Source organism: Streptomyces sp. NPDC049541 (assembly GCF_044465725.1).
Classification (GTDB): domain Bacteria; phylum Actinomycetota; class Actinomycetes; order Streptomycetales; family Streptomycetaceae; genus Streptomyces.
This window is the reverse complement of record NZ_JBITLY010000001.1, coordinates 402,819-423,128: the sequence shown is the minus strand read 5'-3', so window position 1 is coordinate 423,128 and position 20,310 is coordinate 402,819. Positions and strand designations below refer to the sequence as shown.

Sequence of the window (20,310 nt, the reverse complement as noted above, 5' to 3'; positions counted from 1 at the left end):
CGCTGGCGGTGCGGCGCGGGAACCCGGCGGTGTCGTTGCGGGAGCAAGGGGATGAGTGAAATGAACCCGGTGCCGGCTCCCTGGACGCGTACACGACTGCGGGCAGCGCCCGGTGCCGCCTGTGCGCTGGCGCTGCTGGTGGCGCTGACCGCCTGCCTCGCGGCCGCGTTCCCGCGGTCGGTCGACCGGTACGAGGACGCCGCTCTGCGCCGGGCCGTCGAGCGCGCCCGGCCCGCGACCACCGGCGTGGGGGTGTGGGCCGAGCAGCCCGGCCTGTTCCTGCCGCGGGAGCGGCGCGAGGAGGCGCTGCTCCCCGGCACGCTCGCCGCGCAGTACGCGAAGGTCCGTGCGGCCGTGCCGCGGCCGCTCGTCGTCGACCCGGACCAGTCGACGTACGGGGTGCGCACCAAGCCCCAGGAGGTCCCGGACCGTTGGCTGCCCCGACCGAGCGGTCTGCCGGCGCAGCTGTCCCTCGCCGCGCAGCAGGGCCTCGCCGACCACGCGACGGTGCGCAGCGGACGCCTCCCGCACGCGGGCCGGGTCACCGCCGCCACCGCCGAGGTGGAGGCCGCCGTCACCGTCGAGACCGCCAAGAGCCTGCACATCAAGGTCGGTTCGGTCATCCATGTGCCCGGCGTGGAACGCGCCCCGCTGGCCGTCCGTGTCACCGGCATCGTCGCCCCGCGCGACCCCGAGCGCGCCTACTGGGCCACCCAGCCCCTCCTGCGCACCCCCGATCTCGTCCTGGTACCGGGAAACGGCGCCGACCCCGACAAGTACTGGGCCGGCTCTCTGCTGCTCGCACCCGAGGCGGCCCCGGCGATGCTGGGCACGGCCGTAGGCCCCTGGCGGTACTGGCAGTTGGCCCCCTCGCCCGTCGGGCTCCACGCCCACGAGGCGGACCGCCTCAAGTCCGCCGTCGCCTCCCTCGAGTCCGGGCCCGCCCTGCGCAGGATCCGCACCCTCACCGACCCGACCACGACGGTGAACACCGACCTCGACACCGTGTTGAACGACTTCACCGGCCTCCGGTCCGGCGTCCGCCCGCTCGTGGCCGTCGCCGCCTTCGGCGCCGGCACGGTGGCCGCCGTGGTCCTGCTGATGGCGGGCGGCCTGGCCGCCGACCGCCGCCGCGCGGAACTCACCCTGCTGCGCGCCCGCGGCGCATCCCTGCCCGGCCTGGCCGGCCGCCTGCTGGCCGAGACCGCGGTGGTCGCGCTCCCCGCGGGCGCCGTGGGCCTGGCGGTCGCCCTGCTCGCGCTCCCCGGCGGCCGCGCCCCCCAAGCGATCGCCGCGGCGGCAGCGGTCACGGCGGTCGCCTGCGCGGCCCTGCCCCTGCGGGCGGCCGCCGCGCACCGGACCGTCCGCATCCAGGGCGGCCGTGCGGACGTGACCACCGTACGGCCGTCCCGGCGTCGTACGGTCGCCGAGCTCACCCTGGTCGTGGTGGCCCTTGGCGCGGTCGAGGCCCTGCGCAGACGGGGCACGACGGGCGATCAACTGACGGCGCTGGCGCCGGTGTTGGTGGGCGTGGTCGCGGCCCTGGTGCTCGTGCGCCTCTACCCGCTCCCGCTGCGCGGCCTGGCCCGTCCGGCGGCCCGGCTGCGCGGCGCGCTGGGCCATCTGTCGCTGGCCCGCGCGGGCCGCACCTCCGCCTCCGCGGTACTGCCCCTGCTGGCGCTGCTCACCGCCCTCACCACGGCGGCCTTCGGCGGCTCGGTCCTCGCGGGCGTACGCGAGGCCCGCGACCAGGCGGCCCTGCTCGCGGTCGGCGCCGACGCCCGCATCGAGACGACGTCCCCGCTGCCGGCCGGCCTGCCCGACCGGATCCGCCGGACGCCCGGCGTACAGGGCCTCGCGGTCGCGAGCATCACGTACCAGGCCAAGCCGACCGACCTCACCCGGCCGGTACCGCTGGCCGGGGTGGACCCGCGGGACTACGCAGAACTGGCGAGCCGGACGGGCCTCGGCCCCTTTCCCGAAGGGGAGTTGCGGGACCCGACGGGCCACGGACCACTCCCGGCACTCGCCTCCCCCGCGGTGGCGGGAGCCTACGGCACCCGGCCCTTCCCGATACGCCTGGAGGACGGCACCACGGTCACCGTCCGCATCACCGTCGTCGTCGACCGCACCCCGGCCGTCGCCGGCGACAACTTCCTGGTGGTGGACCGCGCCGGCCTCAACAGACAGGCGTCCCTCCCCACCGCACTGCTGCTGACAGGCAGCCACCTGAACGGACCCGCCCTGCGCGCAGCGGCACCCCACTCGGCGAACGTACAACTACGCTCCGAGGAACGCGCACGCTACGCCGACTCCCCCCTCCAGACCGGCGCCGAACACGTGTACACGACGGCGGTCGCCGCGGGCGCCGGCTACGCCGTACTGTCCCTTCTCCTGTCCCTCCTGCGCACGGCCCCCGAACGCACGGCCCTCCTGGCCCGCCTGCGCACCATGGGCCTGACCCGCACCCAGGGCCGCCACCTGCTGATCCTCGAGTCCCTGCCCCAGGCGGTCCTGGCGGCAGCCGGCGGCACACTGACGGGCTGGGCAACGATCCGACTCCTGTCACCGGGCGTCGATCTCACCACCATCGCACTGTCCTCGTCCTCGGACCGAGCAGCGACAACGGACGCGGTGCTACGAACGGACGCGACGTCACTGCTGCTGCCCGCGGCGGCAATTGTTCTGGTCACAGTGGGGGTCGCAGGAGCTCAGGCCTGGTGGACCGGGCGGCGGGGAGCGGTGGCGGAACTGAGGGCCGGGGATGCGAGCGCACCACCCTAGCTGCCCTAGCTGCCCTAGCTGCCCTAGCTGCCCTAGCTGCCCTAGCTGCCCTAGCTGCCCTAGCTGCGGGCAATCGTGCCGCTCAGGGCGGCTCTCGCCCCAAAGAGAGCGGCACCCGCAAGCGCAGACAAGCATCCCCGCCCCAACAGCAACCCCCACCCCGGGCCACTGTCGACCGAAACCGATGCCCAGGAGACCCGATGCCCCCGGCAAACCCCACCCTCACCGACCTGGCAAACCGCGCCGCAGCCCACCGCAACCGCCCCACCTACGGCCACGACGCCCTCATCACCTGCGACCGCCTGGTCCGCATCTTCACCACGGACGGCACCGAGGTCCAAGCCCTCCAAGGCCTGGACCTCCTCGTCCACGAGGGCGAACTCATGGCCCTCGTAGGCGCATCCGGCAGCGGCAAATCCACCCTCATGAACATCCTCGCGGGCCTCGACACCCCCACCGCCGGCACGGCCCGCGTGGCCGGTCACAACCTCCTCACCATGACCGCGAAGGACCGCCTGACCTACCGCCGCACCACCGTCGGCTTCGTCTGGCAGCAGACCTCCCGCAACCTCCTCCCCTACCTCACCGCGGCCCAGAACATCACCCTCCCCATGCAGCTCACGGGCACCCGCGCAAAGCGCCGCAGGCACACCGAACGCGCCCTGGAACTCATGAAGTTGCTTGAGGTCGCCGACTGCCGCGACCGCCGCCCCCACCAGATGTCCGGCGGCCAGCAGCAACGCGTCGCCATCGCCGTGGCCCTCGCCAACAACCCGGCGGTCCTGCTCGCCGACGAACCCACCGGCGAACTCGACTCCCACACCGCGGAACAGGTCTTCGCCGCCTTCCGCACGGCGAACGAACGCCTGGGCACCACCATCGTCATCGTCACCCACGACCAGGCGGTCGCCGGGGAGGTCCGGCGCACGGTCGCCATCCGCGACGGCCGCACCTCCACGGAGGTCCTGCGCCGCAGCGAAGTCGACGCGACGACCGGCCACGAGACGGTGGTCGCCCGAGAGTACGCGATGCTCGACCGCGCGGGCCGTCTCCAGCTCCCCGCCGAGTACACCGAGGCCCTGGGCATGCGCGACCGCGTGGCCCTGGAACTGGAGCCGGACCACATCGCCGTACGACCGGACGACAGCGAGTGATCGAGTGAGGTGACCGCCAGACCTGTCCGGACGGCTACCGGACGCTGACGTCCAGCGCCCCAAGTCCCGCACGCCGTACGGCGATCGACCCGTACGGCGTACGCAGCCGCAGCCAGGCCCCCGAGGAGACCAAGGCCAGGTCCCCGGCACCCTGCGCGGACCGGAGGAACCCGAGCGACTGTGCCGCGTGTGCGGCCCGTACCGGAAGAGGGGTGTCGCCGACGGTCCGGGACCAGATCTCCCGCCCGATGCGGTCGAGCTCGGCGCGCGTGCGCAGCTCCGGCGCCAACTCCCCGGTACGGGAGCGGAATTCGGCAACGGCCGCGCCGACCATGGCCCGCAGGTCATCAGGGGCGGGCAGCCCGGGCTCGGGCCGCCAGCCGCCGCGCGGCGGGAGCACACCGGCCCACGGCGGCCCCGTCACCGCCGCCGGAACGCCGGCCGTCGCGGCCGACTCGTCCACCGTCTCCAGGAGTTCACCGGCGGACACGGTCACGTCCAGCGCGACGTCGAGCCCCTTCTCGTACGGCTTGGCGAGCCGCACCGCGCGGATCGCCAGCACCTCGAAGGACGGCGGCCGCCCGAAGACGGCGAGCGCGGTCCCGGCGGCCTGGAGGCGTACCGCGGCACCGCGGTCGTAGTGGAGCAGCCGCGAGAGGAAGGCCGCGAGGTCCGCCGCCTCCCGCTCGTCGGCAAGGTGGAGCACCGTCATGCGGCGACGGCCTCCTCCTCGGCGTCGTCCCGGTACCCCTCGAGGAACTCCCGCTCCTCGGAGGTGATCCGCCGCGGCCGCTGCGTCTCGAAGTCGAAGGGCACGACGACGGTCGAGGCCCGTACATAGACCAGGTCCTCGTCCTTCACCTCGTAGGTGACGGTGAAGGACGCGGCCCTGATCTCGGTGATCCACAGCTCGATGTCCACCGGGTCGGGCCGGTGGACGAGCTGCCGTTTGTAGTCGATCTCATGGCGCGCCACCACGGACCCCTGCTTGGACTCCTTGCCCCGTAGGGACAGGAAGTCGATGCGGGCCTCCTCCAGATACCGGAGGAAGATCGCGTTGTTGACATGGCCGTACGCATCCATGTCCGACCAGCGCAGGGGGCAGCGGTAGATGTGACGCAAGATCGATCAGCCCCGGGTCAGCTTCTTGTAGGTGGCGCGGTGCGGACGCGCGGCGTCCGGTCCGAGCCGCTCGATCTTGTTCTTCTCGTACGACTCGAAGTTGCCCTCGAACCAGAACCACTTGGAGTCGCCCTCGTAGGCGAGGATGTGCGTGGCGACGCGGTCCAGGAACCAGCGGTCGTGGGAGACGACCACGGCCGCGCCGGGGAACTCCAGCAGCGCGTTCTCCAGCGAGCCGAGGGTCTCGACGTCGAGGTCGTTGGTCGGCTCGTCGAGGAGCAGGAGGTTGCCGCCCTGCTTGAGGGTGAGCGCGAGGTTGAGGCGGTTGCGCTCACCACCGGAGAGGACGCCGGCGGGCTTCTGCTGGTCGGGGCCCTTGAAGCCGAAGGCGGACACATACGCCCGGCTCGGCATCTCGACCTGCCCGACGTTGATGTAGTCGAGCTCGTCGCTGACCACGGCCCAGAGGCTCTTCTTCGGGTCGATGTTCTCGCGGCTCTGGTCGACGTACGAGATCTTGACGGTCTCGCCGACCTTGATGGAGCCGGAGTCCGGGGTCTCCAGACCCTGGATCATCTTGAAGAGGGTGGTCTTGCCGGCGCCGTTCGGGCCGATGACACCGACGATGCCGTTACGCGGCAGGGTGAAGCTCAGGTCGTCGATGAGGAGCTTCTCGCCGAAGCCCTTGCTGAGGTTGTTGACCTCGACGACCACGTTGCCCAGACGCGGGCCCGGCGGGATCTGGATCTCCTCGAAGTCCAGCTTCCGCATCTTGTCGGCCTCGGCGGCCATCTCCTCGTAGCGGGCGAGACGCGCCTTGGACTTGGCCTGCCGCCCCTTGGCGTTCGACCGCACCCACTCGAGCTCTTCCTTGAGCCGCTTCTGCCGCTTGGCGTCCTTCTGCCCCTCGACCTTGAGGCGGGTGGCCTTGGTCTCGAGGTACTTGGAGTAGTTGCCCTCGTAGCCGTGCAGGCGGCCGCGGTCGACCTCGCAGATCCAGCCGGCGACGTTGTCGAGGAAGTACCGGTCGTGGGTGACGGCGACGATGGTGCCCTCGTACTTGGCGAGGTGCTGCTCCAGCCAGTTCACCGACTCGGCGTCGAGGTGGTTGGTGGGCTCGTCGAGCAGCAGCAGGTCGGGGGCCTCCAGCAGCAGCTTGCAGAGCGCGACGCGGCGCTTCTCACCACCGGAGAGGTTGGTGACGGGCCAGTCGCCGGGGGGGCACCCCAGGGCGTCCATGGCCTGCTCGAGCTGAGCGTCGAGGTCCCACGCGTTGGCGTGGTCGAGCTCCTCCTGCAGCTTGCCCATCTCATCGAGCAGCGCGTCGGAGTAGTCGGTCGCCATCAGCTCGGCGATCTCATTGAACCGGTCGAGCTTGCCCTTGACCTCGGCGACGCCCTCCTGGACGTTCTCCAGGACGGTCTTGTCCTCGCTGAGCGGCGGCTCCTGAAGCAGGATGCCCACGGTGTAGCCCGGCGACAGGAACGCGTCACCGTTCGACGGCTGCTCCAGCCCCGCCATGATCTTCAGGATGGTCGACTTACCGGCACCGTTCGGACCGACCACACCGATCTTCGCGCCGGGCAGGAAGTTCAGCGAAACATCGTCAAGGATGACCTTGTCGCCGATTGCCTTGCGCGTCTTGCGCATGGTGTAGATGTACTCAGCCAAGAGAAACCGTCCGGCAGCTTGAAATCTGGCAGTGGGCAGATACACCCCATCTTGCCTGAGGTCCAGGCTTGGGTGGTAACCCATATGGCCGGGGGGCTGTGACCTGGGGTTTCGCGGCTGGTGACTGCAGGTCGCCTGTCACTGGCGGTCATCGTCGAGTGGCCTCGGGGGGCGTCGGACGGCCCAGGGACGGCCCGGCACCAGGGTCTGATACGGCCGTTTGTGGAACCTCGCCGATCACCAGCTGTCATGCTTGCGGCGTGCTCGCACCGACACCTGCCGTTCACACGGCACCTGCCGTTCACACGGCTCAGTCGTCCGCGTTGCCAGCGGCTGCCATTGTCGCCGGGTGCGCCCTGGCCTTCACCGTGGCTTCCTTCTGGTGGCTGAACGCGCGCCAGGGAAGGCTCAAGTCATACGAGCCGTACTCGTTCGCCGGCGCAGCCACCCCGCATCTGACGCTCTTGCGCCTGCCCCTGGTGTTCTACAACACGGGGCCCAAGCCGATCATAGTTCAAAACCTTCAGCTTCGGTTCCCTGACGAGCCTGACTCGATTCTCCCCCTGCCCTGGCGTAACTCATGGCCGCAGCTGATGCCTGTGAGTGAAGATCACGCGGCCATGCCTGCCGTATTCGCCGTCGACGGCAGGAAGGCCGAGCAGCGCTTCATCGAGTTTGGGGCCCCCTTCCCTGGCTTCATACCGCAAGCCAAGGACTACACGGTCACTCTGGAAGGCACGTTGGGCCATCGCAAGGGTTGGCGACCGCTCCTAACCTTCACCCTGCGCATGGGCGACATGATCAGCCCCAGTCAGTACATCACCTACAGCAACTCACCTCGCGACCTGACGGAGGCGGACCGGGAGAAGGCGAACGCTGCCCTCGAAGCTTTGGCCGCCAAACTCGCTGAACAGCAGTCCTCATGAGGTGGCCACCCCGGCGTGGGCTCCGGGCGGTCGTCACCTCAACGCTTGTCGACAATTAGCGAAGGGCGCGGTTTCGGTTGATAAGAACACCCATGTACCAGAATAAGCAGACATCGAATGCGCAGACGTTCATGAGTACCTCTCCAGCGAAGAACTTTCAAGTCTTGCTAGAACGCATCAGCCTAAGCGCGCCCGAGAAAAGTGCAGCTCTAAAACGAGCCGAATCAGTTTGCCAAAAACTTAGCAATTACCCGTTGGTGCAGGATTGTTTCGTCACAGGCTCCTTGGCGCGATCCACGGCTATTCAGACATTTTCAGACGTCGACATTGTTGCCGTCATTAGGAACGATCCTAGCATTTCAGAAAATTCAAGTCTCGCAATTAGCACCATCTCAGACCTGCTGTCGCGCACATATGACGAAGTCCAAGACTTCGAGAGCGCTGTTCGTATCACATTCCCCGGCGAGCTGGGCATTGATGTAGTACCCGCTCTGCCTGCAGGAAATAACTCCTCCGGCTATAAGCTTTTCAAGATTCCAACCGAACAACGAGCCTGGATCGACTATGCGCCTGAAGAGCAAAATCAACAGATTGAGCAGCTCACCCGAAAGCTCGGCGAGGAGTTCAAGCACGCGATCCGTCTAACAAAATGGTGGAGTCGGACCCACGGCAGCCCGATCCCATCGTACGGAATCGAAGAAATTGCAAGCCACACCGCTAAGAAATGGAAGCACACTCCACCGCTTGCGGAGGCACTCGCCGCCTTCTTGAGCGAGGCAGCAAGGATCGAATCCGAGAAAACGTCAGAGAATCGCCAAAGCATCGTTAGAGAAGCCTCATTGATCGCCCAGGAATCACTTGAACTAGCTTCACGGGGCGACACGGCTGGAGCCATTGAACGTTGGAGGTGCTTGCTCGGTGAGCAATTCCCAGCTGTCGTCTTCTGAGATTATCGGCCTGGCGAATAATCAACTAGAGAAGGCCGGAGATCTTTACCGGAGAAGCAGATGGCTTCAAGTCACAACCTTCCTATTCAGCGTTACTTCAATCTTCATTGCGAATCCATACACCTACATTCCAGCGCTGCTCGCCCTCGGCGTGCAGATTTATTCGTGGTCAGTACGTCGTAGTGCAGTAAGTCGCCACAATGAGGGAGAGGAAGGCCGAACAAGAGGCCTGCTACTAGATGCTCTAGGGTCAGCCGAGGAACGAGTCGACCTTAACAACTGGCTGATTCGGGTCTCCCCCCGCGAGGGCGACAATCCACCAGCCCCAGTATCGCCCGACTATTTTGCAAGCACGGCGCCCGCCGGAATGCGCCGACTTTGCGATCACCTTCAAGAGAACGCGTTTTGGAACAAGTTCATGTACAAGGAGGCCGCCGACTATTACGGAAAGATCATATGGGGATTTGTGATCGCAGCCATTGCCGCAGTACTTGTAGCAATTCCCCTTGCATCCAACGGGCAAAATTTGATCCTGGCACGCCTAATCGTGGTCGCGCTTGCTTCAGGCGCTGCCTTCACTCAGTGGTCGGAGGTAGCGGCCTGGCGCTCGGCAGAAACGAAGAGTGAGCTACTCGATCGCCGCCTGGAAGCACTTTCGGATTGCACAGATGATGAGCTCAGGCTGGGTCGAATCGGTGCCCTTCTATCCGCCTATGGGGACTACTGCGTTGCTACTTCGGGAGCACCACCCACTCCTACTTGGTTGTACAAGCGGCATGGAGCCCACGTAAACCAACTGTGGGCGCGAAGGTTGGCCACATGACAGCCCGCCAGCCGACTGTAGTGGCTCCGGAGGGGGCCCTTCGGTCCTACGAAGCGTCGCTGGACAGGGCCCACACCTCCGATTGGCTAAGCGAGGCCTGTCCACGAACAGTTCACGAGGTCCTGCCTGAGCAGTGCTTGCACCCCGAGACTTGGCAAGCTAAGTGTGCCCGTCGGAGCCTCGCAGTGCGCCACGATGTGCCGCATGCCTGACACCCTCTCGACCATCACAGTGGCCGCGGCTACCGCTCTGGTGACAACCACGGCGACCGGCTTGATTGCTGCTCCTCGGCTGGAAGCCCGCAAGCGACGACTGGGCGAAGTTCACACCGCACGCGATACCTTCGGAGCCCACATGCTGCGGATCATTTCCGCGTGTGAACAGCTGCAGATCAGCCAGCTCCCGCCCGACGAAGAACCCGATTGGACACCTGTCATGCGGGAACGGCTTGGCGGTGAGCGGGAGCGCTGGTGGAAGCAGATTGACGATGCCACCCGGTGGCTCATTGACAACGTTGCGACGTATGCCGGTAGCTGGCCCACGCGCCGACTGGTCCAGATGCCGACCATCTACGCTCACCACATCCGGATGGTGGTCCTTTCTGAGCGCGATGAGGTCACCAAATTGGCACTACTACTGGAACTGACCGTGCCAGTGCAACGCCAGTACTTCGGTTGGTTCTGGTCACGAGCGCGTCACATCGTCGCCGATAACCGAGCATTCGGCGCGACTATCGCCCGTATCAGTGGTGAACCGATCGCGCCGTAGGACCGCTCCAAGACCACCGGAGCCCAGAGTGAACCAGCTCTTAGAAGGCGCCCAGTGAGATGAGCGTCACACTGCTGCTGACCTCTTCTCTTCTCGGCCTCGGCGAGTCATCGACCGCCCTTCGACACGCATTCGACAAGCACCTGGCTTACCAGGCTTGCAGCGCCCTGGGCGTCACCAGTCGCCTCGGAAACGCCGGTACTCGTTGTTCATCAGGTCCCAGTTGGTCCCCCGTTTGACCCCTGCCCCTCCGCTGCCGCAAGGGGACACACCGGAGGCGAACAGCGGCTCGCGCCTTTCCTGCTGTGTCTTGCTGGCCCGCAACGGTCCGGCTGGCGGGCGCGGACGAACGGGTGGATATGCGCCGGCTATCACCGCTGTGCGCGCTACATGGGGTAGGCAATGTGCATGAGTCGCAAGCATGGAAAGCTCAGGAAGCCGCAACGCCCGAGGCAACGTTCTCCGAAAGCAGTTCATGAGCGCCCTATCGTTGTAAATGTCGAGTCGGGAAGAGTATCTAGCTGGCTACGCGCACTCGATCATTTCGCGTTCTTTGTGAGCATCTCAGGGTTGACCCTATTTATCGCCCTAGCCCAAATGTATGATCACTTCTATCGCACATTTGACATGAGTGCCGCCGAGATGGGGATTGGATACTCGGACACTCTAATTAGGTCATGGGGGTTCATTTGTATGATCGTGGCAGTCGGGGGTGCAGCGACATTCTGGTTGTATTTCACCCTGTTCGATCCCTGGCCTTCTGTACCGCAAGACCAGGCTGAAGGTAAGAATGGTGACTCTACCAAAGAAGAACAGACTCGCAATCGCCGACATTTCTTTGTTTATGCAACCATTGTGGTTGTCGCCCTGATCTTTGTCATCTCACTGCTAATCGTATTGCCTGTAGTGGATGGCCGCGCCCACAGGGTCGTGAGTGGGAAGCGCGTGACTCCTGTAATGCTTTTCGATACGGTTATCCTTGATTTGCATGCCCATCCGGTGAAAAGAGTGTCGGCGATTGCGGAGGCTAGTCAGTCGGCCGTGCCCGCGGGGCGTCTGATGTACCTAGGGAATGCCGATCGAAGTTATGTGCTTTATGACGTTGACTCTAAGGGCGTTGTCCGGCTGTCTGTTGAAAGGTTCGTTTTGAGCACCTAAGGCTCAGGGGGAAACGGTGCGGTCTTCCCGTAGCGGCTGTTCTCGACTCTGCCGCCTGCCATCGCTGCCGTCAGCGTTGCTGTCACTGGGCGTGCGTAGCCGGTCTACTGATCACCGCTCTCGCTGACCAGCGAGGCTGAGGAAGCCCACGGCTCTGACCAGTTCAGATGCCGTGGGCTTCTGTCGTTGTTGGTCGGTGTCGGGCGCCCTCGCACGGCCCAGAGACGGCCCAACGGCGGGACTGCTCAATTCAATCAGGGCGGGTGGCCTGGGCTCGTTCCGTGGACAGTAGGCGATCGAGGTCGTTCCGCGCGCTGTCGAGCGCGGCGAGCATCTGCATACGGGTCTGCTCGAACTGAGGGTCGACCTCGACGCCGAGGTCATGTCTCAGTGCGACCCGCAGCAGATACACGCCATCGGACAGCGGGCCGTTGAACCACGTCTTCGCTCGCTGGTACGCCCTGTCGAGATCGGGGCTGCTCGGCAGCTGTTTGACGACTGAGTACCCGATTCCCAGCGACCTGTTGAGCGTCGAGACCACCTGCAGAATGTCCGTCGGCAGTGCCATCTGTGCCTCGGAGTACTGGTCGGCCCAAGCCTCCTTGGCGGCGTCGAGGAGCGCTGGGTCGATGCTTTCACCGCGTTCGGCCGCGTGGACGGCGTCTTGGGCTGCGATCCGGTAAGCGCGAGCTGTGGTGTTCAGATGGGCGTAGAGATCGCGCTTGGCCTGTAGCGCTTGATCATCGCGCTCCTGCTCCCGTTCACGGTCGGCACGCCGGTTCTGCTCCACCGCTTCGGCTCGGCTGGCGCGCTGGCTCAGAACCGCTCCACCCAGAGTTCCGCCCAGCGTCCCTCCGACGCTGATGAGTGCAACGGCAAGCGTGGTCACATCCACGAGATTCCCCGTCTATCGTTCTGCCGGCGGGCGGCGATTGAACTCGGCGTGGCAGCTTCCCTCATCATCACCTGCGGAAATATCCCAAGATCCCGTCCACGGCTCGGCCGCTACAGGCAGCGTACGGCTGCACACACACACACAAAGACCCCGCACTCAGCGAGTTCTCTGGTCACGGGGTCTTCAGGCACCTCAGAAAGGGTGCCCCCGGCAGGATCCGAACCTGCGCACACGGCTCCGGAGGGCCCTTCGGTCTCAGACGTATGCACAGGTCGCAGCCGCCAAACTGGTCGGCGAGACGTGTCCCGTCCACGGATAGTCCACGATCCTTGGCCGTGAACGAGCTGCGACAAGATCAGCCGTCAGCTGTGGCGTTTGACTTCTCGATCACGGCTGGTCCACCCCAACCGAGATCGACCGACCGCGTGGCACTGAGTGCCGCGAAGGCTCCCTAAAGGTGGCACCGTCTCGCCGTGTTGTGAGGTCACGCTTGCTCCCAGCGCTGCCTGGGGATGACTTGGTTGTCCAACAAAGGAGGGCCCCCGACGCGTGTTCCTGGCTTCCCAACCTGAAACGCACCAAGGGCCCGCTTCCCAGGCGAACCTGAGAGGAGAAGTACGTGACCGTACCTCAGTGTGTGCATGCCCCCGGTGAAGGCCCGGCACACGGCGCGAAGGGGTGGCACGTCGTCGTCACCGTGACGATCACGGTGGTCGTGCTGGCGAGCATTGGTGGCGTCACCCCTGAATGGCTCTCCGCTGCTGCTGCATTGATCGGCGTACTGGTGGGAAGCGCCAAGCGCAGCTGATATCTACCCCCCATCTGCGGACGCGCCTCCGTCTCAACTCCATGAGACGGAGGCGCCTGCTGTCCGAAGTCCGGCACTGTTGGTTGGGGACCTCTTTGTCCCGAAGCAACAGAGGAGAGATCCTGAACAGATGCGAGTCCGCTGCTGACCTGCTGAGACGGTTTGTTGACGTCCGTGCCCGTTCGCCGTTGTCCGCCTCCGTTGTCACGCAGTTAAACACTCACCCACCCCGGAAACAGTGTCGCAGGAGTCGACTAGGTTGCACGGGTGACTGCCATGGATCCGCTGGTGCCGGCACTTACCGGTCTGCTCGTCGACCTCGTGTGGTGGCTGGGCAGTTGCGGGGACGAGGAAGTAGACCCCGACTCAGCGGTGAAGATGATGGAGAGCGTCGGCTGGGTGCTGCTGCAACAGCCCTTGGACCGACGCGAACGACTGTTGCAGGTGCTCGCGGACTTGGCCCAAGCAGAGCAAGATCCTGCACGGCGCGAGTTCCCCTCCCGTCCCTACCCGTACCTTCTCCGTCCGACCTGGTCCGACGGAGAAGGCTGTTGGCGGTCGTGTCGGGCTACTGCTTCAGAGTCAGGGGCTCATTTCCGTGATCGGTGTATACACCTCGTCGTCGGCGGGGCCGCCCGAATCGGCTCTGCGTAGCCAGATCTGAGCCTTTACCTCTTCGTTCCCTATTTCCGTGTCCAGCTGATCACGAAATACCGTGATGGTCTTCTCGCGACTCACGAGGGGTGAAGAAGCCCTAAATCGGCTAGGGATTGGATATGGGGTGATTTGATCGTCGCCACCACCGAAGGGCTCGCCACGATCGTCCTCCCACAGTTTCACCGCGTCGTCGAAGTCGAGGGATACCTCGTCGTCCCTGAAGCGGATATCATAGGAGACTGTAATCGCCCAGATGTTGTCATCGTTCGGCAGTGGCCCATAGTCACTGATGCCCTGGTTGATGATATTTGCCATCTCGGTCACCTCGTCTCGCGCTCGGTCATCTTTTCTCGCGCCGGTGGGAATTCATCGTGGGCGACTTAGTCGATCTTTCACTGAGTATCGCAGCTGTTCGACGCCGTGCGGGCATTCTGCAGTGGCTCTTAAGTGCCGGGCGTCGTTTGAATGAAGAACCAATGCTGAAATGCCCCACCGTTCTCGTCGAAGGTGTATGCATGTCCGTCGGTATTACTATCTAGGACAAACCTGGTTTTGAAGTTGCGCACGACGAACAAATTTGGTCCGACGGGATATAGTTCCCACTTCTGGAAGTCGTAACCAAACCGCCTTCAACGTTCACCATGTGCCAGATCTGAAACGCCCCTCCGTTGCCGGGAAGCGTGTAAACGACCTTGTCAGGGGTGCTGTCGCAGCATCCTGCTTGTGGCCTCACTGCGCAGGGTGTAGAAGTTGTTGTTCATCGCGACGTCACTCCTGAGGTTGCAGATTCTGGTTATCTCTGGAAGACGTCTCCCTGATTTCCAATGTACTCGGAGTCGTGTGCGACGCAACCTGGCGAATGGGCAGCCTTTGCCTGTCCAGCATTGCTGAATGGAGACGTGTTGCGACTGGTTGTGAGCGGTTCGCGCGAAGATGTTTAAATCTTGAGGATCAAGGCTTCCGACTCGTGCCGCGCGCTGTATTTCCATAAGCCCCCACCTACCCCAGCTCCCATCCCGTCCGCCGTCGACCCACACACCGTGGAGCGGGCGTGGTTCATGGCGTCCAGGTGGAGCGCGCCACTGTACGAACGACCTGGACGCCATGGGCCGCGTCTGCTCGGCTCTGCCTGGGGCGATGGTGGACGGGATGGGAGCTCCCCGCGCACGCCCCTACGGGCCCGCGGTCGCGTACGGCGCCCCCTCCATCCCGGTGCCGGCTGATCCCCCGCCGGGGGCACCGCTCTGACCATGGCCGCATCCGCCGTCCGGCCGGTGACCTGGTGCGGGACCGGCGGGCCGTTCGAACGCCCGCGTATCTGGCAGCGTCGGACCGTATGCCGCCGCCACCACGATCCGGCCTCTTTCGGTAACACAAAGCGTCTTTGACCTGCACCGTTAAGGCTCACCGTTCGCCCCCGTGCCCGTGTTGGAATTGGCCGCTGCGTGCGGCGACGGGCGGGCGGCGGCGTGCGCCGGTGGCGGAGACATGGAGGCGGCGCGGCGGCGACCGACCGGCGCCGCCGCGCTTGGCGCGGCCCTCGGATTGATCCGACCCCTTGTGGGCTACCGGGTGGAAAGGGGTGCGCGTGTGGCCTCTGAAACGTGGGCGTTGGGGTCTAGCTGTTGTTGATCTTTTCCATCCCTGAGGCCGGATCGTGGTGGCGGTGGTGTGCGGGCCAGGGCGGCCGTTGATGCGCTTGGGCGGAGTATCCGGCCCGAAGATCGTCAAGCGCCGTCGGCCGCCGGTCGAGCGAGCGCAGCGAGCCTTGATGAAGTAGGGAAAGTTCTATCCCGCTGGGATGAGGCGCTTGCCATCGTGGCTCCGTACGTGCGGGCCGTTGCCGTCCAAGGCGTCCAAGAGCCTGATCGCGAAGACCTCGGCCATGCGCTCCGCGACCTCGTCGGGCGTGAGCCATGCGACGGCCGTCGACTCGCTCGATGTCCGCTCGATGCCGCCGGACGGCTTGCAGCGGAAGACCAGGGCCACGACGCCTCGGGTCGTGTTCTTGTAGACGCCGGTGAGTTCGTCCACCTCGACGTGGATGCCCGTCTCCTCCAGGACCTCGCGGGCGACACCCGCTTCGGGGGTCTCGTCGAGTTCGAGTACGCCGCCGGGAAGTTCCCAAGTGCCGTTGTCGGCGCGGCGGATCGCCAGGAGGCGGCCGTCATCGCGTACCACCACTCCGGCCACAGATACGGAGTGCAGCGGCATCGACGACCTTGCTTCCCGTGATGTACTCATGTACAGGAGCATAGGAGGCAGAGAAGGACTATGGGAACCGCAGTAGGAGGAGAGCGGTCCGTACCTCGGTACGTACAGATCGCCGAGGAGATCGTGCAGCAGATCCGGGCAGGCATCATCAAGCCTGGTGACATGGTGCCGAGCGAGTCGGAACTCGTCGAGCGCTACAACGTCTCCGGCGGCACGATCCGCAAGGCCATGGTCGAGGTGCGCGCGAGCGGGCTCGTCGAGACCAGGCACGGCAAGGGCTCGATCGTGAAGGATCGGCCGCCGGTACGGCACCGCTCCTCCGACCGCTTCCGGCGCTCGCTTCGCCAGGGCGGCCAGGCCGCGTACCTCGCCGAGTCCGCGCAGTCCGGCGCCACGGCCAAGGTGAGCGTTCTCTACATCGGCCCGGTGGAGGCCCCGGAGGATGCTGCCCAGCGATTGGGGGTCCCCGCCGGCACCCAGGTGCTCGCCCGGCGGCGGCTCTACTTCCGCAACGGCACGCCCGTCGAAACCGCGACGTCGTACCTCCCGTGGGACGTCGTCAAGGAGATCCCAGAGCTGTTCGCCGAGAACCCCGGCGGTGGTGGCATCTACGCCCGACTCGAGGACCACGGACACGAGTTCGCGGAGTTCGTCGAGACGCTGCAGGCACGTCCGGCCTCCAAGGCGGAGGCATCCGAGCTGGCGCTCAGCCCCGGTGCGCCGGTGGTTCACCTGATCCGTGAGGCCCGTACGACCGAGGGTCTCGTGGTCGAGGTCTGCGACACGCTCATGGCCGCTGACCAGTTCGTTTTCGAGTATCGGATCCCCGCCGCCGACTGACGCGCGCTCAACCCTCCGCAGCCCGCCGCGAGTTCTTCTTCGCGGCGGGTTGACTCATGTATAGGAGTCAGGCACTCTTCTTCATGTCACTCATATACATGAGTGACGGAGTCCAGCATCTCTACAGGAGTGATCTGCTGTGCGCCAGATTCCCGTCGACACCTCCGCCGCGACCGTGATGGTCGCCAAGACCCCGCAGCCCAAGGTCAAGGACCGCCGTACCGGCGAGATCGCCACCGACGCCGAGACCGGCGCGAAGATGATGACCGTGGACGTGATGTTCGCGGCCAACGACGAGGTCGAGATCCTGTCCATCACCGTCCCGGAGCCGGGCATCTCCGGTGAGCTGGGCATGGGTACGCCGGTCGCCCTGACCGGCCTGATCGCCCGGCCGTGGGAGAACGAGTTCAACGGCCAGAAGCGGCACGGCATCGCCTTCCGCGCGGTCGCCGTGACCTCGCTCGCCACTGCTGCATCGAGGCCCAAGGCGGCCTGACCATGACCTGGCTCACGGTCGCGCTGGTGCTGGTCGTCGCCACTGCGGGTCTCCTGCGATGGCGGCGCCCCGCCTGGTACTGGCTGACCTTCGGGGTCACCCTCGCCATGGCACGCGTCCTGGTCCGGTACGGCTCGGTCATGGACGCATGCGGGCTGACCGTCCCGCCCTCGCGCTGGCGTCTCACTCTCGCCCGGGTCACCAACCGGCCCGTGCCGGAGTCCCGCCCGCCGCGCATCCTGCGGCTGCGGCCCACCCGCACCGGCCTGGTCCTACGGCTCAAGCTCCGGCCCGGACAGGACGCGTTCGACATCGCCGCCGCCTCCGACCGGCTGCGCCACTCCTTCTCGATGTACGGCGTCACCTCGCGTGAACTCCGCTCCGGCGTCGTGGAGTTGAGGATGACCGGCTACGACGTCCTCAAGCGGGTGCAGATGCCCGCCAAGACCGACACGGCGGCGATGCGGGTACCTGTGGCCCTGCGCGAGGACGGCGCCATCCACTATCGCGACTACCGGGCGATACCCCACGCGCTCACCCTCGGCGCCACCGAGTCCGGCAAGTCCGTCTATCAGCGCAACCTGGTCGCCGGGCTGGCTCCGATGGACGTCGCCCTCGTCGGCATCGACTGCAAGCAGGGCGTCGAACTCTTCCCGCTGGCCCGCCGGTTCTCCGCCCTCGCCGACAACCCCGACACCGCTGCCGAGCTGCTCGACGCGCTCGTGACCCACATGGAGGGCGTCTATCAGCTCATCCGCGCCGAACAGCGCATCACCGCCGACGTCCCGGACGCGGACATCGCCGCCGACATCTGGGACCTGCCCGCCGACCTGCGACCGACCCCGATCGTGGTCCTGGTCGACGAGGTAGCCGAACTCGCACTGTTCGCCAACAAGGAGGAGGAGAAGCGCCGGGACCGGATCATCACCGCGCTCGCCCGCCTCGCCCAGCTCGGCCGTGCCTCCGGGATCTACCTGGAGATCTGCGGGCAGCGCTTCGGCTCCGAACTCGGCAAGGGCATCACCATGCTCCGCGCCCAGCTCACCGGCCGCACCGCGCACCGCGTCAACGACGAGTCCAGCGCCAACATGGCCTTCGGCGACATCTCTCCGGACGCCGTCCTCGCCGCAATCCAGATCCCCGCCGACATGCGCGGCGTCGCCATCGCGGGCGACTCGACGGGCGGCTGGCACCGCATCCGTGCTCCGCACACCTCGCTGCGGCAGGCCGTGAACACCTGCAACCGGCACGCCGACCGCACCCCCGTCCTGCCCGCCCTGGTCCCCTTCCGGCCCGCGCTCCGCAGCCTCAAGCCGGTGGATGCCCCGGCGGTCGAGTCGATCCCGGCCTCTGCCTGATCTCTCCCAAACCCACGGTCGGCGCGACCGTCTCGCGCCAGGTCCCTACCCGAGCCATGCCCGAAGAAGGAGATCACCCGCCATGTGCCCCCACTGCGAGGACTTCGCCCGCACCGTGGTGATGCTCGGCCAACTCGCTCTCTACGCCGACAGCTTCGGCGCCGACCTCGACTTCGTCGACACCGTGGGCCCGTGCCTGGCCGCGTCGCTGCCGGAACCGCCGCCCGGCCTGTTCCCGCCCGGCTACGACCCCAACGAGGGCCCGGAGTACCCCGGCGAGGGGTGGTGACCGTGTCCCGCTCGATCCGCCCGGACGCCGTCCTCGTACAGGCCGTGATCGCCGGAGCCCTGTCCTTCGCCCACCTGCACGACCTCGCCGCAGCGGCCGGACAGTCCGGCTGGAAGGCCTGGGCCTACCCGGTCTCGGTCGACCTGCTGCTGGTCGCCGCCTGGCGACGGCTTCGCTCCGACGGGCCGTCCCGGCTGGCCTGGTGCTGGTTCCTCGTGGCCCTGGTCGCCTCGCTGGGAGCCAACGTCGCCACGGCCGGATTCCTCGACCTGGACCAGCCGCCCGCCCTGCTCCGCCTCGGTGTCGCCGGATGGCCCGCCCTCGCCTTCCTCGGCGGCACGCTCCTGGCTCACTCGCCGACTCCTGTCGGCGACCGGGTGCCGGTTCCGCCGGCGCCCGCAGCCCCGGCTCCCGCACCCTACGTCGAACCCGAGCCGAACCCTGCTCCCGTCCCGGAGCCGGTCCCGGCCGCCGACGAACCCCCGGCCCTTCCGGCCGCCGACCCCGCCCCGGCGGTCCCGGCCGCGCTGGTCGACCACGCCCGCAAGGTCGCCGACGACCATCAGGCCCGCACCGGCTCCCCGATCGACACCGACACCCTGCGCACCCGCCTCGGCGTCCCGCCCCATCTCGCCGACGCAATCGCCGCCCAACTCGCCTGATCAGAAGGGAGAACCACCTGCCATGCCCGCTCGCGACCACTTCCACTCGCTGATGCAGATCGGCCCCGTGCAGATCGGCACCCACCGGGACCGCAACGGCCAGACCAAGCACGCCGCCGTGTGCAGCGCCGATCGCTGTGGCTGGTCCGCCGACTACACCAGCCAGACCGCCGCCCAGCTCGCTGCCCGCACCCACCGCTGCCGCGTTCGCTAGGAGACCGCCATGGATGTCCCGCTCTGGTTCGCCCTCCTCGTCGTCGGCTACCTCGGCGTCAAGCTCATCCGCCCGCCTGCCTGGCTCATCGCCGTGCTTCTCCTTGGCGGCTTCCTCCTCGCCGACAGCGTCCTGGCCCCTGCCATCAACGCGCTCGTCAAGTAGCCCACTTCAGAAGGGAGTTAGCCCATGCTCCGCCCGAAGATCCCGACCATGCCGACACCGACCGGCCGCGTGAGTCCGCCCGCCATCGTCGAGCCGACCGCCGTCGTCCCGGCCGCCCAGACTCCGCCGCCCACCCCGGCTGCTCCGGCGCCATCCCGACCGGTGGTTCAGCTCACGCCCGGCACCGTGGTCGCCCTCGTAGGCGGCGGTACCGCCGTCGTCCTGGTCGTCGGTGCCGTCCTCGTCTCACTGCTGCTCGCCGTCGCCATCACCGGCGTCTCGGTCGCCGTGGTCGCCGTCGTCCTGCGCTCCTTGCTGGCCTCCGAGGCCAAGCACCGATGACCGGCCCCCGGGCGGCC

Annotated in this window: 22 protein-coding genes; 16 read left to right on the top strand and 6 right to left on the bottom strand. The window is 66.5% G+C overall.

Annotation, left to right across the window (positions count from 1 at the left end; genetic code table 11):
• The first annotated feature begins 51 nt into the window (after window positions 1–51).
• Both ACIBW9_RS01955 and ACIBW9_RS01950 read left to right on the top strand, forming a co-directional pair.
• The gene (locus ACIBW9_RS01955) at window positions 52–2,784 is read left to right on the top strand and encodes an ABC transporter permease (protein ID WP_398950254.1); all 2,733 of its coding nucleotides are present in this window, start codon (window positions 52–54) and stop codon (window positions 2,782–2,784) included.
• Between the two features lie 200 nt (window positions 2,785–2,984).
• Window positions 2,985–3,938 carry an ATP-binding cassette domain-containing protein gene (locus ACIBW9_RS01950; protein ID WP_398950252.1) on the top strand — a complete coding sequence of 318 codons (954 nt, stop codon included), beginning with the start codon at window positions 2,985–2,987 and terminating at the stop codon, window positions 3,936–3,938.
• A gap of 34 nt (window positions 3,939–3,972) precedes the next feature.
• On the opposite strand, the gene ACIBW9_RS01945 is transcribed toward ACIBW9_RS01950, so the two are convergent.
• The 3 genes from ACIBW9_RS01945 to ettA are packed head-to-tail and all read right to left on the bottom strand — an operon-like array spanning window position 3,973 to window position 6,731.
• Window positions 3,973–4,650, bottom strand: coding sequence for a hypothetical protein (locus tag ACIBW9_RS01945; protein ID WP_398950250.1), 678 nt, complete (start codon window positions 4,648–4,650; stop codon window positions 3,973–3,975).
• Window positions 4,647–5,060 carry a thioesterase family protein gene (locus tag ACIBW9_RS01940; RefSeq protein WP_351474866.1) on the bottom strand — a complete coding sequence of 138 codons (414 nt, stop codon included), beginning with the start codon at window positions 5,058–5,060 and terminating at the stop codon, window positions 4,647–4,649. The genes ACIBW9_RS01945 and ACIBW9_RS01940 overlap by 4 nt, the downstream gene beginning before the upstream one ends.
• A 6-nt stretch (window positions 5,061–5,066) precedes the next feature.
• Window positions 5,067–6,731 (bottom strand): energy-dependent translational throttle protein EttA, encoded by a 1,665-nt coding sequence (gene ettA / locus ACIBW9_RS01935; RefSeq protein ID WP_398950248.1) that lies wholly within the window; start codon window positions 6,729–6,731, stop codon window positions 5,067–5,069.
• Window positions 6,732–6,991: 260 nt separating this feature from the next.
• On the opposite strand from ettA, the gene ACIBW9_RS01930 reads away from it, so the two are divergent.
• The 5 genes from ACIBW9_RS01930 to ACIBW9_RS01910 all read left to right on the top strand — a co-directional run bounded on the left by ACIBW9_RS01930 (window position 6,992) and on the right by ACIBW9_RS01910 (window position 11,353).
• Window positions 6,992–7,657 carry a hypothetical protein gene (locus tag ACIBW9_RS01930; RefSeq protein ID WP_398950246.1) on the top strand — a complete coding sequence of 222 codons (666 nt, stop codon included), beginning with the start codon at window positions 6,992–6,994 and terminating at the stop codon, window positions 7,655–7,657.
• A 92-nt stretch (window positions 7,658–7,749) separates the two neighbouring features.
• Entirely contained in the window at window positions 7,750–8,604 is an 855-nt protein-coding gene (locus ACIBW9_RS01925; protein ID WP_398950244.1) for a nucleotidyltransferase domain-containing protein, read from the top strand.
• A complete protein-coding gene (locus ACIBW9_RS01920) occupies window positions 8,576–9,427 on the top strand; it encodes a hypothetical protein (RefSeq protein WP_398950241.1) in 852 nt (283 codons plus the stop codon). Before ACIBW9_RS01925 ends, ACIBW9_RS01920 begins: the two co-directional genes overlap by 29 nt.
• 204 nt (window positions 9,428–9,631) lie before the next feature.
• Window positions 9,632–10,195, top strand: coding sequence for a hypothetical protein (locus ACIBW9_RS01915; RefSeq protein ID WP_398950239.1), 564 nt, complete (start codon window positions 9,632–9,634; stop codon window positions 10,193–10,195).
• 693 nt (window positions 10,196–10,888) lie between these two features.
• A complete protein-coding gene (locus ACIBW9_RS01910) occupies window positions 10,889–11,353 on the top strand; it encodes a hypothetical protein (RefSeq protein WP_398950237.1) in 465 nt (154 codons plus the stop codon).
• Window positions 11,354–11,603: 250 nt separating this feature from the next.
• Here ACIBW9_RS01910 and ACIBW9_RS01905 read toward each other — a convergent pair whose 3' ends face one another.
• Window positions 11,604–12,248: a hypothetical protein gene (locus ACIBW9_RS01905; RefSeq protein ID WP_398950235.1), complete on the bottom strand. Its 645-nt coding sequence runs from the start codon at window positions 12,246–12,248 to the stop codon at window positions 11,604–11,606.
• A gap of 619 nt (window positions 12,249–12,867) precedes the next feature.
• Between ACIBW9_RS01905 and ACIBW9_RS01900 the strand changes: the two genes are divergently transcribed.
• A complete protein-coding gene (locus ACIBW9_RS01900) occupies window positions 12,868–13,056 on the top strand; it encodes a hypothetical protein (RefSeq protein ID WP_398950233.1) in 189 nt (62 codons plus the stop codon).
• A 582-nt stretch (window positions 13,057–13,638) separates the two neighbouring features.
• Here the strand turns inward: ACIBW9_RS01900 and ACIBW9_RS01895 are convergent.
• Together ACIBW9_RS01895 and ACIBW9_RS01890 are read right to left on the bottom strand one after the other, a co-directional pair.
• The gene (locus ACIBW9_RS01895; RefSeq protein ID WP_398950230.1) at window positions 13,639–14,028 is read right to left on the bottom strand and encodes a hypothetical protein; all 390 of its coding nucleotides are present in this window, start codon (window positions 14,026–14,028) and stop codon (window positions 13,639–13,641) included.
• Between the two features lie 1,473 nt (window positions 14,029–15,501).
• A complete protein-coding gene (locus ACIBW9_RS01890; RefSeq protein ID WP_388821337.1) occupies window positions 15,502–15,969 on the bottom strand; it encodes an NUDIX hydrolase in 468 nt (155 codons plus the stop codon).
• 18 nt (window positions 15,970–15,987) lie between these two features.
• Between ACIBW9_RS01890 and ACIBW9_RS01885 the strand changes: the two genes are divergently transcribed.
• The 8 genes from ACIBW9_RS01885 to ACIBW9_RS01850 all read left to right on the top strand — a co-directional run bounded on the left by ACIBW9_RS01885 (window position 15,988) and on the right by ACIBW9_RS01850 (window position 20,293).
• A complete protein-coding gene (locus tag ACIBW9_RS01885) occupies window positions 15,988–16,767 on the top strand; it encodes a GntR family transcriptional regulator (protein WP_398950228.1) in 780 nt (259 codons plus the stop codon).
• Between the two features lie 139 nt (window positions 16,768–16,906).
• Window positions 16,907–17,263, top strand: coding sequence for a hypothetical protein (locus ACIBW9_RS01880; RefSeq protein WP_398950226.1), 357 nt, complete (start codon window positions 16,907–16,909; stop codon window positions 17,261–17,263).
• 2 nt (window positions 17,264–17,265) lie between these two features.
• The gene (locus tag ACIBW9_RS01875; RefSeq protein ID WP_398950224.1) at window positions 17,266–18,621 is read left to right on the top strand and encodes an FtsK/SpoIIIE domain-containing protein; all 1,356 of its coding nucleotides are present in this window, start codon (window positions 17,266–17,268) and stop codon (window positions 18,619–18,621) included.
• Window positions 18,622–18,703: 82 nt separating this feature from the next.
• Window positions 18,704–18,910: a hypothetical protein gene (locus ACIBW9_RS01870; protein WP_398950222.1), complete on the top strand. Its 207-nt coding sequence runs from the start codon at window positions 18,704–18,706 to the stop codon at window positions 18,908–18,910.
• A gap of 2 nt (window positions 18,911–18,912) precedes the next feature.
• Window positions 18,913–19,572: a DUF2637 domain-containing protein gene (locus ACIBW9_RS01865; protein ID WP_398950220.1), complete on the top strand. Its 660-nt coding sequence runs from the start codon at window positions 18,913–18,915 to the stop codon at window positions 19,570–19,572.
• 22 nt (window positions 19,573–19,594) lie between these two features.
• Complete coding sequence (locus tag ACIBW9_RS01860; RefSeq protein WP_208778085.1) at window positions 19,595–19,786, top strand: mobile element transfer protein; 192 nt, start codon at window positions 19,595–19,597, stop codon at window positions 19,784–19,786.
• 9 nt (window positions 19,787–19,795) lie between these two features.
• Window positions 19,796–19,951 (top strand): hypothetical protein, encoded by a 156-nt coding sequence (locus tag ACIBW9_RS01855; RefSeq protein WP_208778086.1) that lies wholly within the window; start codon window positions 19,796–19,798, stop codon window positions 19,949–19,951.
• Between the two features lie 24 nt (window positions 19,952–19,975).
• A complete protein-coding gene (locus ACIBW9_RS01850) occupies window positions 19,976–20,293 on the top strand; it encodes a SpdD-like protein (protein ID WP_398950217.1) in 318 nt (105 codons plus the stop codon).
• The last annotated feature ends 17 nt before the right edge of the window (window positions 20,294–20,310 follow it).

Bases quoted from the DNA above. Each gene is read 5' to 3' on its own strand.
- ACIBW9_RS01860 (WP_208778085.1), top strand. From the start codon at position 19,595: ATGCCCGCTCGCGACCACTTCCACTCGCTGATGCAGATCGGCCCCGTG.
- ACIBW9_RS01885 (WP_398950228.1), top strand. From the start codon at position 15,988: ATGGGAACCGCAGTAGGAGGAGAGCGGTCCGTACCTCGGTACGTACAG.
- ACIBW9_RS01890 (WP_388821337.1), bottom strand. From the start codon at position 15,969: ATGCTCCTGTACATGAGTACATCACGGGAAGCAAGGTCGTCGATGCCG.
- ACIBW9_RS01915 (WP_398950239.1), top strand. From the start codon at position 9,632: ATGCCTGACACCCTCTCGACCATCACAGTGGCCGCGGCTACCGCTCTG.
- ACIBW9_RS01910 (WP_398950237.1), top strand. From the start codon at position 10,889: ATGATCGTGGCAGTCGGGGGTGCAGCGACATTCTGGTTGTATTTCACC.
- ACIBW9_RS01855 (WP_208778086.1), top strand. From the start codon at position 19,796: ATGGATGTCCCGCTCTGGTTCGCCCTCCTCGTCGTCGGCTACCTCGGC.
- ACIBW9_RS01895 (WP_398950230.1), bottom strand. From the start codon at position 14,028: ATGGCAAATATCATCAACCAGGGCATCAGTGACTATGGGCCACTGCCG.
- ACIBW9_RS01955 (WP_398950254.1), top strand. From the start codon at position 52: ATGAGTGAAATGAACCCGGTGCCGGCTCCCTGGACGCGTACACGACTG.
- ACIBW9_RS01950 (WP_398950252.1), top strand. From the start codon at position 2,985: ATGCCCCCGGCAAACCCCACCCTCACCGACCTGGCAAACCGCGCCGCA.
- ACIBW9_RS01945 (WP_398950250.1), bottom strand. From the start codon at position 4,650: ATGACGGTGCTCCACCTTGCCGACGAGCGGGAGGCGGCGGACCTCGCG.
- ACIBW9_RS01850 (WP_398950217.1), top strand. From the start codon at position 19,976: ATGCTCCGCCCGAAGATCCCGACCATGCCGACACCGACCGGCCGCGTG.
- ACIBW9_RS01925 (WP_398950244.1), top strand. From the start codon at position 7,750: ATGTACCAGAATAAGCAGACATCGAATGCGCAGACGTTCATGAGTACC.
- ACIBW9_RS01875 (WP_398950224.1), top strand. From the start codon at position 17,266: ATGACCTGGCTCACGGTCGCGCTGGTGCTGGTCGTCGCCACTGCGGGT.
- ACIBW9_RS01870 (WP_398950222.1), top strand. From the start codon at position 18,704: ATGTGCCCCCACTGCGAGGACTTCGCCCGCACCGTGGTGATGCTCGGC.